Here is a 16,366-nt window from a genome sequence, read left to right on the forward strand (position 1 = left end):
GGTGTTGAAAGGCTGGGGTATCCATGATGGTAGACCTCAAGGTGATGGCCTACTTCAAGATTAGCCTTTCAACACGTAATTGGGACAGAGCCAAAGAAAAGGGCCCTGAAAGGGCCCTCGGAAACCGTCGCAATGGATTAATGCAGCGCCGGCTGTACCGCTGGCAGCGCACTCTCCATCACCAGCCATCCATGCTGATAGAACCACTCGGTGGCAGGACCAAGCAGCAATTCGACAGAGAAAAAGCCGATCAGCCCCAGCACCAATGTGTAGGGCAGCGCCATCCAGACCATGCGGCCATAGGAGAGACGCAGCAGCGGCGCCAATGCCGAAGTGAGCATAAACAGGAAAGCGGCCTGACCATTGGGGGTGGCGACCGACGGCAGGTTGGTACCTGTGTTGATGGCTACCGCCAGCAGATCGAACTGGGCGCGGTCGATGGCACCATTGAGCATGGCCGTCTTTACCTCATTGATGTAGACGGTGCCGACAAAGACGTTGTCACTGACCATGGAGAGCACCCCGTTGGCCAGATAGAAGAGGGCCAGCTGGTTCTCCGGTTTTGCTGCCAGTACCAGCTGGATCACCGGCTTGAACAGCTGCTGATCGATGATGACGGCGACCACGCTGAAGAAGACGGCCAGCAGGGCGGTGAAGGGGAGAGCCTCCTGGAAGGCTTTACCCAGCGAGTGCTCCTCGGTGATCCCGGTCAGGGAGGTGGCCAGTACGATGACCGAGAGACCAATCAGACCAACGGCTGCCAGGTGCATGGCCAGGCCGACAATCAGCCAGACCGCAATCAACGCCTGAACGATCAGCTTGGCCTTGTCTTGCGGGCTGCGTTTTGCCTCTTCGTAGCGATTGTACTCCTCCATGATGGCACGAACCGTGTCCGGCAGGCGTGCACCATAGCCAAACCAGCGGAACTGCTCCACCAGCACGCAGGTCAGCAGACCGCAGATAAAGACGGGGACGGTCACAGGGGACATACGAATGGCAAATTCAGCGAAGTTCCAGCTGGCTTGCTCGCCGATGATGAGGTTTTGCGGCTCGCCCACTAGGGTGCAGACACCACCCAGCGCGGTACCGATGGCGGCATGCATCATCAGGCTGCGCAGGAAGGCACGAAAATCATCGAGATCCTGGCGATTGAGCTCGGCGACTTCCTTATCGTCGGTATGGTCATGGCTGTGACCAAACTCCTTGCCGGACGAGACCTTGTGATAGATAGCGTAAAAGCCGGTGGCGACACTGATCACCACGGCAATCACGGTCAGGGCATCGAGAAAAGCTGACAGGAAGGCTGAGACCAGACAGAAGGAGAGGGAGAGCAGGATCTTGGAGCGTACGCCGATCAGCAGCTTGGTGAAGACATAGAGCAGCAGCTGCTTCATGAAATAGATGCCTGCCACCATGAACACCAGCAACAGCAGCACTTCGATATTGGCGACCAACTCGTGTTTGACCTGATCGGCGGAGGTCATGCCGATCAACACGGCTTCGATCGCGAGCAGACCACCCGGTTGCAGGGGGTAGCATTTGAGGGCCATGGCCAGGGTGAAGATAAACTCAACGACCAGTAACCAGCCCGCAATGAAAGGATCAAGGTGGAAGGCAATCGGATTGATTACCAGAAATAGCAAGATGGCGCTTTTATACCACTGTGGTGCATTGCCCAAGAAGTTCTTGGCGAATGCCTGCCCTAGGCTTATTGGCATGATAATGGGTCTCAACTTTGTTGTTAGGATCTGCTTCTATGCAGTCAAGGATGATTCGACCTGTGCCTCCGGATGTTGGCCTTTATCTGTCTGATTCCTCGTGATTTTAATCAAAAAGCGTGACGATTATAAATGATAGCCGATGGATCTCTGCCCATCTGTCTGTTTTATAACCACCTTGTCGGGGTTGGCTGGCTCCCTCGTGGCGATTAGATACATATTCCCAACACTATATTTGCCATATGTGAGCAGAGGACTGACCTTATGCTTGCCAGCCATCATCGCTTTGATATCATTCGTCAGCCTTTTTACGCATTACAACAGAGTCAATTCATGGTTATAAAAGCGCAGAGCCCAGCTGGGTTTGCCGAGGAATACATCATCGAGTCCATCTGGAACAATCGCTTTCCTCCCGGATCTATTCTGCCCGCCGAGCGTGAATTATCCGAGTTGATCGGGGTGACGCGGACTACCTTGCGCGAAGTGCTGCAGCGACTGGCCCGTGATGGCTGGTTGACCATACAGCATGGCAAGCCGACCAAGGTGAACAATTTCTGGGAAACGTCCGGCCTCAATATTCTGGAGACGTTGGCTCGTCTGGATCAGGACAAGGTACCTGATCTGATAGCTCAGCTGCTTTCCGCCCGTACCCACATCTGCACCATCTTTATCCGCGGGGCGATCCGTCACAATCCGGAGCAGGCCGCCGAGATCCTGCGTGGCGCCGATGGGGTCGAGAACAACGCACAGGCTTATGCCGAGTTCGATTATCGCCTGCACCACCAGCTGGCGTTTGCTTCCGGCAATCCGATCTACGCCCTGATCCTGAACGGTTTCAAAGGGTTGTACAGCAGAGTCGGCAGCTACTACTTCTCCGACAAGCAGGCCCGCGAGACCGCAGATGCCTACTACAAGACCCTGCTCAATCTGGCGGAGACCAAGAACCACGAAGCCGTGTTCATGACGGTGCGTCAGTACGGTATCGAGTCCGGCAAGCTGTGGACCCGTCTGCGTCAGGACATGCCAAGCGATCTGTGCGATAACTGATCCCTTGCCTGTGCTGTCCAAGAAACGCGCCATCCGGCGCGTTTTTTTATTCTGCCGTGTTTGTGTCTATCCTTTATTTGCGGTGGTAATTGCTTGAACTGCATGGATATTTGGTCAAAAAGCTTGATCCAGCGCAAATGAACCCTGCATTTATCACTTTGGTGGCATAGGACCCAACCGCTGATTGAGGTCAAATGGAGGCATCAAGAGCGGAGCCAATATCCGCCAGAAGGAACACACCTTTCACCGGATGAAGGACACAACAATGAGTCTTCTTGAACACACCATCTGGACAGTACTGGGATACGGGGCCATGCCCTTTATCTTTCTGAGCGGATTCGTGGCGGTGGCAGTGACCTGTTGCATGCTGCTGAACGCGTTCGGGGTACAGTCCGCCGAGAAGTGAGTCGCTTCTCATGCCGCCAAATGCCAGTCTTCGGACTGGCATTTGTTTTTTGTGTCTTTTAAAGCACTTATCCCGGCAGGGAAGGGGAAATCTTTGGTCCGGATGGTCGAACCTGCCGCCGATTTTGATTACACTGGCGCCCGTATTTCCCACTCACCCTTCTCTAATCCAGGTGTTCAAGGTTTTCTATGGCTCTCAAGGCAACCGTATTCAAGGCCCAGATCAGTTTGTCTGATATGGATCGCAATCTGTATCAGGACTTCTCCCTCACCCTGGCGCGCCACCCCTCCGAAACCGATGAGCGGATGATGATCCGGCTGGCGGCCTTTGCCTGGCACGCTGCCGAGCGACTGGAGTTCACCAAGGGATTGAGCGCCGATGACGAACCCGAGCTCTGGTGCAAGAACTACTCGGACGAAATAGAGCTCTGGATCGAGCTGGGCCAACCCGATGAAAAACGGCTGAAAAAGGCCTGTAACCGCGCCCGTCAGGTGGTGCTCTACCTCTACGGCGGTCGTGGCACCAGCGTCTGGTGGAAGCAGAACCAGGGCAAGCTGAGCCAGCATGACAACCTCAGCATCATCGAACTCTCCGACAGCCAGACTCTGCCGCTGACCGCCATGGTCGAGCGCACCATGCAGCTCACCTGCACTATCTCCGATGGTCAGCTCTGGGTCAGTAACGGCGCACTGGAAGTGACGCTGGATCCGGTGGTGCTGATGGGCAAACCGGCCCGCGAACTGTAACGGACGCCGCCCATGTTCAGCGCCTTGCTCAATATCGTCATTCCGGTGTTCGGTGTGGTCGGGCTCGGCGCCCTCTACGGGCGATTGCGACCGGGGGCCGCGCTCGGTTACGTCAATCGGGCCAATATCGAGCTGTTTACCCCGGCGCTGGTCTTCTCCGCGCTGGTCAAGTATCCGCTGGCGCTGGCGGAGCATATGCCGCTGATTGCTGCGGGGGCGCTGGTTATTCTGTTACCCGGTCTGCTGCTTGCGTTGTTCAAACTCAAAGGGATTGAGCGGGCAGCCCTGATCTTGCCCGCCATGTTCCGAAATACCGGCAATCTTGGTATCCCCTTGATGGTGCTGGCATTTGGCGAGCAGCAACTGGGTGCCATCGTGATCCTCTTTGTGCTCTCCAATCTGCTGCACTTTTCGGTCGGCATGTTTATCCTCTCGGCCAATACCTCCCGCTGGTTGTGGCTGCGCAGCCCTGTGTTGTGGGCCGCGCTGGCCGGTTTGCTGGTGGCCAACCTGCATATCACGCTGCCGGAATATGTGGTGACCACGGCATCGCTGCTTGGCCAGATTTCGGTCCCCCTGATGCTCTTTTGTAACCCATCACCAAGAATGAAAAACCGGGAGCTGGTGAAAACAAGTGGGAGATGGCGGGACAAACTCAGGAATGGCGGGGCTTGTAGCGTGATGCGGTTAAACCAAGCCGTTTAACCGCAAAATGAAAACTTTAGAGTCAGGCCGCTAGTCGATGCACTGAAAATGAAAAATGTAGTGATTGCTGCCTAGAGCCATTTAAATAATTACTGGCCAGATAATATCAGCAGCGGGGTATCACAAAATCAGATAGTTACAGTTAAAAAAAATCGTGCCCGGCCCAGACTACCTTGCCGATCACGGCCAGGTTCTCCAGCTGGTTGGCTGGAACGACCTGCAGGGGGTAATCATCGCGGTTGTCGCTGATGATGGTGATCCCCCCATCGAAGTTTTTCTGCAGGCGCTTGGCGTAGAGCTCTTCCCCCAAGCGCAGCACGAAGATGGATCCATCTTCGATCTGATTCTTGCTGATATCGACCAGGATAGAGTCACCAGAGTGGATGGTGGGCTCCATGCTGTCGCCTTTGGCGAAGACCACCACCAGGTTATCCGGGTTTAACTTGCGAAACGTGAGCCACTTGCGGCGAAAGGCCAGCTTGCGTTTAACCTCATGATCATCATTAAACGCACCATGGCCGGTACTGACGGTGACATGGTAGCCATCGATCAGCGCGTACTCTTCATCAAACTCCTCACGTTGCACCATCTGCTCGGCCGTTCCATCGGGGTGTTTCGGGCCCTGACCGGTGGCCAGCCACTCCAGATTCACATTGAACGTCCGCGCGATGCGCAGCGCCTTGTCGATGGTGGGCAGCGAATTAAACGGTGGGAAGTATTTGCGCATCCCCGACTCACTCATCCCCACCAGTTCGGCAAATGCCTTGTAGCTCAGGCTCCCGCGCAGCTCATCCAGACGGTCACTCAAAGTATCCATTCCCGCCGTCAGAAAAGATACCTCACCGTCTTTTTGTGCTGCTTGTGGTTTTTCTTCATAACGCTCTGACATACAAGGAATTCTCGGCTAGTGGCTAATGCTGGTGAGTCGATAGACAAAAAATTCCGCACAAAAAGACTTGTCAATCTTTTTGGGGTGATCAATCATTCATATGTGACGCATTGCGACATAAAATCATTCTTTTATGAATGATAAAGATACGCGCTGCGACACTTGATGATACCGAAACGGGGTGAGTATGTCAGGGAAAACACCAGAGTGGATCAGGGCTGAGCTCATAAAATGCGGATTTTCCCAAGCTGCTTGGGCCCGCGCTAAAGGGTTGCACCCCCGAGCCGTACAGCGTTGCATCAAACACTATGCTCCGGCCAGAGGGATTAGCCCCAAGCGTCGGGAAAGCCGCGCCATCATGGCCCTGCTGTCCGAGTCGCTGGGGATCGACCTGCTGGGAGGTGACCAATGAGCACTTGGTACACCGCCCAGGCGCTGGCCGGATTGGTCGGCATGCCCGCTTACCCCGATGGTGTGCGCAAAAAGGCCGAGCGTGAAGAGTGGCAAAGCCGCAAGCGCGAGAAAGGCAAAGGGGCCGAATACCACATTGGCTCACTGCCGATTGAAACCCGCCGTTATCTGGCAGAACAAGCTGTGGCCGCACAAGGCCATGCGGTGACCGACCATGCGGCGGGTGGCAAGGCCATGGCCAAGTTGCTGGCACGCGAGGTGCCGGTCAAACCGGAGGCAGGCCGCAAATTGCTGACTTTGGGGGAGGGGGCTCGCCAGAAGGTCGATGCCAGACTGCTCATCCTGCAGGCCGCCGATATCTTCCTGGCCCCCTATCACGCCTGCCAGCAAGGGGAGGTGGGTCGCCGCGCCTTTATCGAGGCATACCGTGCCCGCACTCTCGCCCTGCCTGTCAGCGTTTATGAAAGGCAAAAACCATTCAGCCTGATCACCTTGCGCCGCTGGCAAAGTGCGCTGGCGGATGAAGGCCCCGCAGCCCTGGCTGGCAACTATCAGCGGGAGCGGCCATCAACCGTCGAACAGAGCCCGGACCTGGCCCAGTTTCTCACCGCCCTGGTCACCACCAAGCCCCATCTGGCCAACAAGTGGGGGGCGCTGCACGAGCTGGCCAGCCAATACAGCGACATGAATCAGCTGGGATGGCAGATCCCCAGCCAATCCTCCTTGCGTCGCTGGATGGTGAAATGGTTGGCAGAGAACAAGGTGGCCTTTACCTACACCACCAACCCGGATGCCTACAACAACAAATACCGCAGCGCGATCGAGGAGATGTACCCCTGGATGGCCCAGCCCAACGACGTATGGGAGTTCGATAGCACCCCGGTCGATGCCATGTTGGTGGATGGTCGCCACAGCATCATCGCCGTGATCGACGTGTATACCCGCCGCGTCCGTCTGCTTGTAGCCAAGAGCTCATCGAGCGAGGGGATCTGCCTGTTGCTGCGCAAGACCCTGCTGGCCTGGGGCACGCTCAACGATAACGGTGTGATGCGCACTGATAACGGCTCTGATTACGTGAGCCAGCGGGTCATGTCCATCTGCACTCTGCTTGGTATGAACGTCAGCCGCTCCAACGCCTATTCAGGGTGGGAGAAACCCCATATCGAGCGCTTTTTCCGCACCTTGAGCCATGGCCTGATCGAGCTGTTGCCCTCCTATATCGGCCACTGCGTGGCAGACCGTCAGGTGATCGAGGCGCGCAAGAGCTTTGCCCAGCGGCTGGAGGAGAAGCGCAAACCGGATGCACAAAAAGAGATTTACGAGCTGGCCATGACGGCCGCCGAACTGCAAACCCTGCTCGATAACTGGCTCGATGCCCGTTACCACAACCGCAAGCACAGTGCCCTCGGGGTCAGTCCCAATGAAAAGTACCAGCTGGCTCGTTACCAGCGCCGCGCCATTCCCGATGAAGCTGCGCTGGATCTGCTGCTCAACCATATCGGTGAGGCGACCGTCTCCAAAGGTTTTATCAAGGCCGGTGGTCTCAAATACAGCGCCCCCGAACTGTTGGAGCACAACTGGAAGAGCCAGCGGGTCAGCGTCTTTCTCGATCCGTGCGATGTGGGCCGCGCCATCTTGTACCGCACTGGCGATTGGAACGAGCGGATCGAGGCCATCAACATCGACCTGCTGGGCAATGGCATCAGCCCCGATGCCTTCCGGGCGGCCAAAAAAGCCGATGCCAAGGCGTTGGCCAGTTTTCGCCGCGAGATGCGCAACCTTGCCAAAACCTTTGGCATCGACCAGCTCCATCAGGATGTGGTGCGCCACTTCGTCGACCAGGCCAAGGGTATTGAAGCGTTCAGCCGTCGTGATCTCACCCTCGATAACCCGGCATTGGCCGCGCTCACCGGGGTCTCAACGCCCGCTGAACCCGCCCGTTTCAATGTGGCAGAGCTGGCCGCCATAGAAGCCAGACGAGAAGCGAAAGCGCAGCGGGCGCAAGCCACCGCAGGGCAGGAATCGAGAGCACTCAAGACCGAGTACGAGCAAGCCATCTATCTGGCAGAGCGGGAGCTGGATACCCCGCTGACAGAGCGGGAGAAGGAGTGGCTGACCCGATACCTCTACAGCCACAAGCTGATGGCAAAACGCATTAACCGCCATCTGGATGAAGTTCGGGCTACCCGCCGCACCCAGGCAAAAGGTTAGCGAGTAGCCCGAAAAGGCCCAAAAACAAAGGACAAACCCACTATGAAACACAAGATCGTTGAAGTCAAAAACATGATCAAGACCGAGCAGCTGCTCGACAACTTGCTCAACCGCTCCAGCATAGTGCCGGGCATTGGCCTGATCCATGGCCCCTCCGGCTTTGGCAAGACCACCGCTGTGGAGTGGCTGTTCAACCAGGACGAAGTGAACGGCATCTATGTTCGCTGCTACAAGGCCGACACGGTGACCAGCCTGCTGGAACAGATTGCCAAAGAGATCGGCATTCCCCAGCGCCACAACCTGCGTGCTCAGGTCGATAGCATCATCGAATCCGTGCGCGCCGAAGAGCTGGCCATCTTCGTGGACGAGGCCGATTACGTGGTCGGCAATGCCCGCATCATGGAGACCCTGCGCGATATCTACGATGCCACCGAACAACCCCTGATCCTGGTCGGGATGGAAGAGATTGCCCGCCGCATCAGCCAGCGCAAGCAACTGTTTAACCGCATCTCCCAGTGGATCGAATTCAAACCGGCCGATCTCGATGACGTGTCCCTGATTGCCAGCGAAATGCTGGAGGTGGACGTGGAGATCGACGATGCACTGCTGGATCTGATCCGCAAGCGCTCCAACGGTGTGGTGCGCACCATCGTTTCGGCCCTCGACAAGATTGAAAAAATGGCGATGGCTTCTGATGCCCGGATTATCCGGCTGGAGGACGTTGACGCCAGCGAGTTGCTCCATGACGTGCGTCGCAGCCGCTAGCCGTCAGGCTACAGCCAATAAAAACAAAGCACGGGAGGGATTCCAGTGGTTGATACAAAAGCAACGCTAATGACGTTGCAAGCCTGGGAATGGATGTGCCAGCAAGAGACTTTTCTGATCAAGGACGTGATTGCCGTGACGGGAATGTCGGAGGCACATATCTACAAGGTCGTGCGTGACTGGTTGGCCGCTGGCCACCTCATTAAACACCCGGACGGCGTGGTATCCCGCCCGGCCTATTTCAAAGTGGTTAGCGCCCAATACGTGCCACCGATTGGCAAAAGCAGTGGCCAGAAGCGGCCCAAATGCCGGAACAAGCGCAAAACCAATCAACAGAAAATGTGGAACACCATGAAGATCAGCCGCTTCTTCACCCTGACAGACCTGATGCTGACGGCAGAGACGGGTCAGAAACAAGCCTGGTTTTACACCGATAGGTTGGTGAAAGCCGGTTACGTCAAAGTTCTGTTCAAAGTTGACAGTTTGCTGCCTGTTCCCGCCAGACACGGCCTGACAGGACGCTATCAGCTGGTCAGGGATACAGGCCGTTATGCCCCGCTGTGTCGTGACCATGGTTGCTGGGATCAAAACCAGCAGCAGTTATACCCGTTCCAACGGGAGGAGGAGACACATGGAAACGTGGCTTGAGGTGTTGCAGGCCGAAGTGGCGGCCAGTTCGCTGGCCCAGGTGGCCGAGAAGCTCGGGCTCTCTCGCACCACAATCAGCCAGGTCTGCAACGAAAAGTATCCCGGCGATATGGCAAGGGTACAGACCCTGGTGGAAGGGGCACTGATGGGCAACAAAGTGAGGTGCCCCATCCTGGGGGATATCCCGGCGCATCAGTGTCTCGCTCACCAACGCCGTGGCCCGAGCGAAGTGGGCAGCAGTCCGATGGATATCAAGCTCTGGAAGGCATGCCGCAGCGGTTGCCCCCATAGCCAGCTGACCGAGGCGCAGCAACTGCGCCGCCCGATGCGGTTATCGGTAGAGCAGGGCAAAGGGTCGCAGAAAATGGCTCGCTATGACGCCGAGGCAACCCTCTCCAGATTGCGCCGTCAGGCTAAAAGCGATGGCGACAATGCCAGCAGCAGCCTGCGCATTCTAAGTGAACTGCTGGCCGAAGAGCTGAAAATCATGGCCATCAAATACAACCGGCTGCTCGACAAGCAAGAAGGCAAATAAGGGTTGGCAGGGCTCTTTCGCGGTGGGCCCGGTGACGAGATCACAAGGAGAACGGGATGAAAAAGTATCTGCACAGCAATTTGCAAAAGACCGCCGAGCAACTCAGCCACTGGCTGACGGCCAAGGGATATGACGTTCGCACCAGTCGGGTTTGCCATACCCCGCTGCTGGCGGTTACCGGGCCACTGCCCAAAGAGATGCAGGCGCGCGCCGTGTTGAGCCGTGAATGTCTGGCGGGCGTGGTGCGTGAAGTTGCCCTGGTGCGCTTTGGCGGGTGCCTGCTGCACTGGCGCCAAGAATCCTGAAACCGGCAAGGGGGATGAGATGAGCAAGATCCAGCTTGAGATAGAAGACGAGGCGCTGGCGCGGGTGGTACTGCGCCAGTTACCCAAGTTTCTCGAATTCTGCAGCGCGACCCACCAAGAGGAGCTGGCGAGCGCGACAACAGAGCAGTACAGCGCCGTGATGTGCCCTCAGGTGCCTGGCAGCAACAAGATCCATTAAGGAGAAACCCATGCAAGAAGCACAAACCAGCAGTACCACCCCGATGCGCCAGAACGCTCAGGGGCACTGGGTACCGGAAAGCCTGATCGCCCCGGCAGACAAGCTGCGCGATGAAGTTGTGATGGGCATCATTGCGGCTGCTCGTGAGCAGCGCGCACAGCTGGCTGCCTTCAAGATTGGCGCCATGCAACAGATCGCCGACTTTGTGGATCTCTCCGCCGAGCAGTACGGCGTGGCATGGGGCGGTACCAAGGGCAACGTGACCCTGCTCAGTTTTGATGGCCGTTACAAGCTTATTCGGGCGGTGGGGGAGCACCGCAAATTTGATGAACGGATCCAGGCCGCCAAAGCGCTGATTGACCAGTGCATCGCCCGCTGGAGCGATGGCGCTAGCAGCGAGATCCGAGCCCTGGTAGACCATGCCTTTCGGGTATCCAAGAGCGGTCATATCGACGTAAATCAGGTGCTCTCCCTGCGCCAGCTCAATATCGATGACCCGGATTGGCTGTTGGCCATGCAAGCTGCTGTCGACGCCATCCAGGTGACCGGTACCAGCCAATATCTGCGGCTCTATGAGCGTGACGCCCACGGGCGTTACATCCAGATGAGCCTGGATCTGGCCAAGTTGTGAAGGAGGGATACGCAGTGGAAATCAACGTGGAAAAAGCCGAAGAGCAACTGCTGCTCTGTGAGCAGATCACCGAAACCGAGGGCACCTGTTACCCCGACGACACCTATGAAGATGGCATCAAGGCCGCCCTGCTCTGGGCGCTGGGGCTGGGGCCTGCCCCCCTCAATGCCGAGGAGTATCAAGGGGTGACGCCACTGCAGTTCGAGTAATGGCCCGCTGCGAAACAGGGCGGCAATGCCGCCTTGTCTACCCGGTGTGGTGGCCGGGTACTGATGAGCAACCAAACGATCTGGGCCCAGGTCTTCACCGTCTTGATACAAGGAGCACGGCGATGACCAAAACAGAGATGGATATTCGACTTACCAAGATATTCAGCAGCGCAGCCATTGCACTGGTTGCGGCTGAGAAACGGGCTGTGTGCAAACAGCTCAAGCAGTTTGATAAAGAGGCGCGCGCCCGTGGTTTTCATGCGCTGGCTGGAGAAGCCTGCCAGATGCGCTGGCAACTGGTGGCAGAGCTGCAGCAGGCCAAATCGGCCAGAGATGGTGGTGGGGTACACGAAACCGGGGATCGCCATGGCCATCTATAGCCCCCTGCTGGCCCCCCATATTCTGGCTCGCCGCCTGCAAAGCGGTCGGGCCTGCATCACCGAACTGGGGCTGGAGCAGCGCTGCCCCCGTTGTGGCGAGTTCTGGCCATGGGATACCGAGTTTTTCGGTGTGGCGAGCGATGCCTCCCGGCTCTCCAGCTGGTGTCGGGGGTGCCTCAATGAGCACTACCAACAGCTGAGAGTGGCCGGGCAGCACCATGACAGCAAGGCAGAACGGGGAGGAGATAGGTGATGGATAAACGCAGCAGACTGATCCGGTTGGTACAGGTGGGGCGCCGAGCGTTGGCGCTCGATGACGAGTGTTACCGCGACCTGCTGGCCAGCCATACCGGCAAGCGTAGCGCCGCCCTGTTGAACGAACAGGAGCTGGAACAGGTGCTGGCTGCCTTCAAGACGGCGGGCTTTACGCTCAAGCCTGCTCGACATGCAGCCAACAGACGGCTGAGCCCTGCGGCCGGTAGCCACGTCAGGGTCAATGAAATTGCCAAGATCAGGGCCATCTGGTGCGAGATGGCCCGCCTTGGTATCGTCAGGGATGGCTCGGAAACCGCATTAAACCATTGGGTGCAACGGATGACGGCCCGTTTAAACGGCGGGGTAGGGGTGGCCGAGGTGGGCTGGCTGGATGCGCCTCTGGCCGTCAAAGTGCTGGAGGCGCTGAAAAAGTGGTGGGAAAGGAAGATTAGGGCATATTAGAAGTATACGATGTCTTGGCATCGTATTTATCTAAGGTTTTTAATACCCACTGCAAGGGAACTTTAAGTTCTTTGGCGATATCTTTTGGTTCAATATTACTGTTTGCCATTTCTAAGCATAAAATCCCACGGTCTTTGATTTCAATATCATTCACTGTTCTAGCTAGTGAAAAAGTATCTTTTGGCTGTTCCTGTGAGCGTTCCAATTGGTTTAAACGTTGGTTAAGTGAACGTGTATGCTCAAGAATCTCTGCCAGAATGTCTTTCTCTGGTCGTGTTTTTGGTCTTTCAGTAACCGGGGTATTAGCAATAATGGCTTGAAATTGCTGCTCAAATTGCGCCCAATAGGTGTCCAGTACCTTGGTCAGAATAGCGGGGTCTAGGCGGTTATCCCCCAAGCGGTTGTTGAGCGTATGCACTAGGGCATAAATACCACCTTGGTCTGGCTTGGTATGGTTGAACTGAGCCAAGGGGTCTCGAATATCGTGGGGCTCCAGGTCGATCAGCAGGGTGCAGACACGAGAGTTGGAGAGGCCCTTGGCCAGTGCGCCAGCCTCAAAGAGTATCCAGGGTTTCTCTTTGTTCTCTTGGGTCAGGCAGATTATGCCGGTTGTCACATCCTGCAACTGGTCTTGGATTTCGCTAAACCAGAGTGAACCCCGGTCAATATCCTTGGTGGAGAGCCAGGGGCGGATCGCCTGCAATACGCAACGCAGCCACTCATCCAGCAAGGTGGCCACCAATCGACTGCGTTCCCCCGACCAACTCAGAAATACCTTCATCGCTTACCCCATTAACCCGCTGATTGAAGGGGGATTTTATCTGATGGGCGAAACAGGGGCCAGCAGAATCCTAGTCACTCCACCGCGCCAGCAAGCGGGCTAAAAAACCGAGTAGCCCTGAATGGTGTTGGCTCGGCTCCAGTTCCGTTGCCAACAGCTTGATACCTGCAATCAAGAGACCTAACCATAGGAATGCCATTCCAACGAATTCAGACCAATGTAGTCTGCGCGCAACAGCTTGGAAGGCCATGGTACGGATATCCAAACCGGTTGTGAGCTGAGGGATTTCTTGAATCTTGCTGATGATCCATGCGGGTAGTAGCCAGTAGAAAAGCCCATATCCGATCAGGCCCAGCATTAGAGAACACCACCAGGAACTCATCAGCATAGTGCTGGCGGTGCCGGTAATAAGCGACTGGTTTCTCCGTCGATAATAACGTCGTGCCATTTCCCCTCCTTGGGGCAAGTAGGAAGGTCAGTAGAGGCGGTTTCTGAGCTTTTTTAGACGAGAGCGAGTGAGGTTGATACCACTGAACATTATCATTACTCCGATCAATGCTATCGCCCCCCAGAGTATGTGAAATACCTGCGCAGGTATAATGTGGAAGTGCAAAGTTCCCTCAGCAAATTGCATCGGGTCTGGTTGGAAAAAGCCGGGGATGATCATCAGCAGCAAGCCAATCACAGTGCAGGCATAGGCAGGGAAGAAAGCTGCTGGCGCCATATCCAGCATGACCATCATATCGAGCAGCCACTCTTTAAAGCGTTCATTCCATTTCATTCGTCTCAATCTCCCTTTGATAACGAGGGACTCAGTATGCGCTAAAAAATGTGCGCATAAAATGGCCTGTGTTCTAATCGGCGCACCGCTTTTTCTGTTTTGCCGGGGGAGTCATGGAACAGCATCAGGATCTCTTTGCCGATGATCACGCTTCGCTGGGGCAACTGGTCGATCGCCTCGACCAGATCCCGGCCTCTGAATTGACGGCTAAATGGCCCAAAGCCCTGAGTGAGCTGGTCGATGTGTTGGCCTGCGAGTTGATCAGAGAGGGAATGGAGCCGGATCTGGCCAAGGCTCAGGCCCGCAAGTTGGCACTGGTACAGGCCCACTATATGGGTGGCCGAGCCTACTACATCCCCACTGGGGAACATCTCAAGGCTGCGCTGCGGGATAGGGCCATCTGGGATGAATTCAACGGCCGTAATATCGACCAGCTGGCTCGCAAGCATGGCCTGTCGGTACCGCAGACCTATGCGGTGGTGGCGGAGCAGCGGCAACTGACCCGGCTGCGGCATCAGTCTGACCTGTTTGGTCATGAATAAGGAGAGGACTAATATCAAAGAGAAACCCCGCTGTGGCGGGGTTTATATGTTGGTTAATTTAGCCAACCTTGTTTTTCTTATAGTTAGCCAAGTGTGGTGAGTAATTTGATATGTCACTATAGTGTGTAATCTTATCAATTACGTCAATACTATGCTTTAGCCTCATGTTGATAACTAAAAAAACCATCATAAGTGCGGAAAATATTACAGATATCAAAAGTAGCATGAAGCCTTGCAGGGAAAAAAGTATGTCCCAAAAAGCTGACAATGAAAGAGTTATATCCTTTCCTTGTTGCCAAGGAAGAAAACTTAATGGGTAGATGACACCCACAAAAAAAAGAATCAATACAGCTACTATGGAGCTAGTTACTAGATTCACTGAATCTACGCCACTTTTCAATTCAGCACATAATGCTTCGTTCTTTTTCGCTTGGCGCTCAATTTTAATTATCAGTTGATCAATGAGCTCCCTCTCTCTTTTCATGTGTTCATTCGAGCTGGCAAGGAATATCGGTTTGTGAGGTTTTATAGCTGGTGGAGAAAAACCGCCTAGAGCTTTAATCATGGCTTTTTCTTTCTTTTTATTGGAATCTATTTTTTCTGAAACTTCAGTCAGCTTGTTTTTAATCGCTATTTTTATGTCTTCAGGCTTTTCAAAAGGAGAAAACCTGTAAGTAGATATGCATTGTTTAGCATCTAGCATTTTCTCCTCATTTAATATGTAATATTCTATTTCGTTTAAAATATCTCGTCTTATCATTGAGTTATACCATTCAAACTTACGAGAATTTGCCTCGCTTTTTGCTGTTTCTGAGTCGATAAGATGATGTGTGGCCTCATTTTTTAACTTTGAAAAGTCCGATTGGTTAGAGATGATTTTGGTGATGAGAAATGCTGCGAATATACCGACAATTGCACCAGAAGTCTGGCTGATAGTGCTAAAAAACACGTTCCAATCCACGAAAATTCTCCGATAAAGACTGTATTTCTACTTTGACCAGTCATATTGACATATGAAAGACGCTATCACACTTTCCCCCTTCAATAAAACAACAGAAGCAACCTGATATATTCTGTATTCCCACTAACCCACCATAAACCCCTGCCCATAAGGCCCCTCGGTACGCTGCTGATAACGCAGTTCACCGAGGGGCCTTTATGTTATCACTCGCACTTAAATGGCTGCTTCGTCCCGATGTGGAAGGGGGCGAAGTCAACCATCCGGCAGACCGGGGTGGTCATACCAAGTACGGCGTCGCCGATGCCGCCGATGGCAAGAAGGACGACATGGCCGACCTCGATCGGGATGGGGTACCCGATATCGCTATCGGTGATCTGACTCCGGCCCATACCGAGCCATTTTACCGCCAGAACTACTGGGCTCCCGCCCGCTGTGACCTGATCGTCAGCTTAAGCCCGGCCCTTTCTATCGCCGTGTTTGATGCAGCGGTGCATCACGGGCCGAAACGCGCCATCCAACAGCTGCAACAGGTCTTGGGGGTGATGGCAGATGGCCGCCTTGGCCCTGTGTCGATTGGCAGACTCAAGCAGCAACTGGGCGCCAAGGGCGAGGGCCAGTTGTTGCTGGCGCTGATGATGCAGCGGGCCAGCTTTATGCACGGCATTGTGCGCAAAGACCCGAGCCAGTGGGCCAATGCCGATGGCTGGATCAACCGGCTGCTGCGTTTGCAGAGCTACCTCCTTTCCGACGTGGTTGGCGAGGTGGTGGCATGAGCGTGC

The 16,366-nt window shown here is 55.2% G+C and carries 22 protein-coding genes, 1 other RNA gene and 1 pseudogene; 18 read left to right on the forward strand and 6 right to left on the reverse strand.

Annotated elements, in window-relative coordinates:
• Nucleotides 1-137: 137 nt before the first annotated feature.
• A complete protein-coding gene (gene nhaB / locus AB5Y92_RS07925) occupies nt 138-1,718 on the reverse strand; it encodes a Na(+)/H(+) antiporter NhaB (protein WP_064338053.1) in 1,581 nt (526 codons plus the stop codon).
• 333 nt (nt 1,719-2,051) lie between these two features.
• On the opposite strand from nhaB, the gene fadR reads away from it, so the two are divergent.
• From fadR to AB5Y92_RS07945, 4 genes and pseudogenes are all read left to right on the forward strand, one after another.
• Entirely contained in the window at nt 2,052-2,765 is a 714-nt protein-coding gene (fadR, locus tag AB5Y92_RS07930; protein WP_026034983.1) for a fatty acid metabolism transcriptional regulator FadR, read from the forward strand.
• 265 nt (nt 2,766-3,030) lie between these two features.
• Complete coding sequence (locus AB5Y92_RS07935) at nt 3,031-3,171, forward strand: TIGR02808 family protein (protein ID WP_005345965.1); 141 nt, start codon at nt 3,031-3,033, stop codon at nt 3,169-3,171.
• 188 nt (nt 3,172-3,359) lie between these two features.
• Nucleotides 3,360-3,917, forward strand: coding sequence for a YaeQ family protein (locus tag AB5Y92_RS07940; RefSeq protein ID WP_005336887.1), 558 nt, complete (start codon nt 3,360-3,362; stop codon nt 3,915-3,917).
• Nucleotides 3,918-3,929: 12 nt separating this feature from the next.
• Nucleotides 3,930-4,505 (forward strand): annotated as a pseudogene (locus AB5Y92_RS07945) (AEC family transporter); the annotation flags it as partial.
• A 259-nt stretch (nt 4,506-4,764) separates the two neighbouring features.
• On the opposite strand, the gene AB5Y92_RS07950 reads toward AB5Y92_RS07945, so the two are convergent.
• Nucleotides 4,765-5,511, reverse strand: coding sequence for a helix-turn-helix transcriptional regulator (locus AB5Y92_RS07950; protein WP_080768693.1), 747 nt, complete (start codon nt 5,509-5,511; stop codon nt 4,765-4,767).
• A gap of 408 nt (nt 5,512-5,919) precedes the next feature.
• On the opposite strand from AB5Y92_RS07950, the gene AB5Y92_RS07955 reads away from it, so the two are divergent.
• The 12 genes from AB5Y92_RS07955 (at nt 5,920) to AB5Y92_RS08010 (ending at nt 12,522) form a co-directional block, all read left to right on the forward strand.
• On the forward strand, nt 5,920-8,133 hold the full coding sequence (locus AB5Y92_RS07955; RefSeq protein WP_368226358.1) for a DNA-binding protein: 2,214 nt from the start codon (nt 5,920-5,922) through the stop codon (nt 8,131-8,133).
• 42 nt (nt 8,134-8,175) lie between these two features.
• The gene (locus AB5Y92_RS07960; RefSeq protein ID WP_029300291.1) at nt 8,176-8,898 is read left to right on the forward strand and encodes an AAA family ATPase; all 723 of its coding nucleotides are present in this window, start codon (nt 8,176-8,178) and stop codon (nt 8,896-8,898) included.
• A 69-nt stretch (nt 8,899-8,967) separates the two neighbouring features.
• A complete protein-coding gene (locus AB5Y92_RS07965; RefSeq protein WP_049790200.1) occupies nt 8,968-9,546 on the forward strand; it encodes a hypothetical protein in 579 nt (192 codons plus the stop codon).
• Nucleotides 9,530-10,081 (forward strand): transcriptional regulator, encoded by a 552-nt coding sequence (locus AB5Y92_RS07970; RefSeq protein ID WP_005345956.1) that lies wholly within the window; start codon nt 9,530-9,532, stop codon nt 10,079-10,081. The genes AB5Y92_RS07965 and AB5Y92_RS07970 overlap by 17 nt, the downstream gene beginning before the upstream one ends.
• Nucleotides 10,082-10,137: 56 nt before the next feature.
• A complete protein-coding gene (locus tag AB5Y92_RS07975) occupies nt 10,138-10,386 on the forward strand; it encodes a hypothetical protein (RefSeq protein WP_013723693.1) in 249 nt (82 codons plus the stop codon).
• A gap of 19 nt (nt 10,387-10,405) precedes the next feature.
• A complete protein-coding gene (locus tag AB5Y92_RS07980) occupies nt 10,406-10,585 on the forward strand; it encodes a hypothetical protein (protein ID WP_368226362.1) in 180 nt (59 codons plus the stop codon).
• 10 nt (nt 10,586-10,595) lie between these two features.
• Nucleotides 10,596-11,216, forward strand: a complete 621-nt coding sequence (locus AB5Y92_RS07985; RefSeq protein WP_368226365.1) for a DUF3164 family protein — start codon at nt 10,596-10,598, stop codon at nt 11,214-11,216.
• 14 nt (nt 11,217-11,230) lie between these two features.
• On the forward strand, nt 11,231-11,425 hold the full coding sequence (locus AB5Y92_RS07990) for a hypothetical protein (RefSeq protein WP_005345945.1): 195 nt from the start codon (nt 11,231-11,233) through the stop codon (nt 11,423-11,425).
• A gap of 7 nt (nt 11,426-11,432) precedes the next feature.
• An RNA gene (locus AB5Y92_RS07995) (hammerhead ribozyme type II) lies at nt 11,433-11,502 on the forward strand.
• A gap of 45 nt (nt 11,503-11,547) precedes the next feature.
• The gene (locus AB5Y92_RS08000) at nt 11,548-11,805 is read left to right on the forward strand and encodes a hypothetical protein (protein ID WP_060585863.1); all 258 of its coding nucleotides are present in this window, start codon (nt 11,548-11,550) and stop codon (nt 11,803-11,805) included.
• Nucleotides 11,792-12,058 carry a hypothetical protein gene (locus tag AB5Y92_RS08005; protein ID WP_244776705.1) on the forward strand — a complete coding sequence of 89 codons (267 nt, stop codon included), beginning with the start codon at nt 11,792-11,794 and terminating at the stop codon, nt 12,056-12,058. The genes AB5Y92_RS08000 and AB5Y92_RS08005 overlap by 14 nt, the downstream gene beginning before the upstream one ends.
• Nucleotides 12,058-12,522: a gp16 family protein gene (locus AB5Y92_RS08010; protein WP_368226369.1), complete on the forward strand. Its 465-nt coding sequence runs from the start codon at nt 12,058-12,060 to the stop codon at nt 12,520-12,522. Before AB5Y92_RS08005 ends, AB5Y92_RS08010 begins: the two co-directional genes overlap by 1 nt.
• Here AB5Y92_RS08010 and AB5Y92_RS08015 read toward each other — a convergent pair.
• The 3 genes from AB5Y92_RS08015 to AB5Y92_RS08025 all read right to left on the reverse strand — a co-directional run bounded on the left by AB5Y92_RS08015 (nt 12,509) and on the right by AB5Y92_RS08025 (nt 14,084).
• The gene (locus AB5Y92_RS08015) at nt 12,509-13,303 is read right to left on the reverse strand and encodes a toll/interleukin-1 receptor domain-containing protein (protein WP_368226372.1); all 795 of its coding nucleotides are present in this window, start codon (nt 13,301-13,303) and stop codon (nt 12,509-12,511) included. The two genes, AB5Y92_RS08010 and AB5Y92_RS08015, sit on opposite strands and share 14 nt — an antisense overlap.
• A 70-nt stretch (nt 13,304-13,373) precedes the next feature.
• Nucleotides 13,374-13,751 (reverse strand): hypothetical protein, encoded by a 378-nt coding sequence (locus AB5Y92_RS08020; RefSeq protein ID WP_244776708.1) that lies wholly within the window; start codon nt 13,749-13,751, stop codon nt 13,374-13,376.
• A 27-nt stretch (nt 13,752-13,778) separates the two neighbouring features.
• Nucleotides 13,779-14,084, reverse strand: coding sequence for a hypothetical protein (locus AB5Y92_RS08025; RefSeq protein WP_244776709.1), 306 nt, complete (start codon nt 14,082-14,084; stop codon nt 13,779-13,781).
• Nucleotides 14,085-14,197: 113 nt separating this feature from the next.
• On the opposite strand from AB5Y92_RS08025, the gene AB5Y92_RS08030 reads away from it, so the two are divergent.
• Nucleotides 14,198-14,626 carry a Mor transcription activator family protein gene (locus tag AB5Y92_RS08030; protein WP_244776710.1) on the forward strand — a complete coding sequence of 143 codons (429 nt, stop codon included), beginning with the start codon at nt 14,198-14,200 and terminating at the stop codon, nt 14,624-14,626.
• A gap of 58 nt (nt 14,627-14,684) precedes the next feature.
• On the opposite strand, the gene AB5Y92_RS08035 is transcribed toward AB5Y92_RS08030, so the two are convergent.
• Entirely contained in the window at nt 14,685-15,587 is a 903-nt protein-coding gene (locus AB5Y92_RS08035) for a hypothetical protein (protein ID WP_368226375.1), read from the reverse strand.
• Nucleotides 15,588-15,784: 197 nt separating this feature from the next.
• On the opposite strand from AB5Y92_RS08035, the gene AB5Y92_RS08040 reads away from it, so the two are divergent.
• Nucleotides 15,785-16,360: a glycoside hydrolase family 108 protein gene (locus AB5Y92_RS08040; protein ID WP_368226378.1), complete on the forward strand. Its 576-nt coding sequence runs from the start codon at nt 15,785-15,787 to the stop codon at nt 16,358-16,360.
• Nucleotides 16,361-16,366: the final 6 nt, after the last annotated feature.

Source organism: Aeromonas sp. R1-1 (assembly GCF_040908495.1).
Lineage (GTDB): Bacteria > Pseudomonadota > Gammaproteobacteria > Enterobacterales > Aeromonadaceae > Aeromonas > Aeromonas veronii.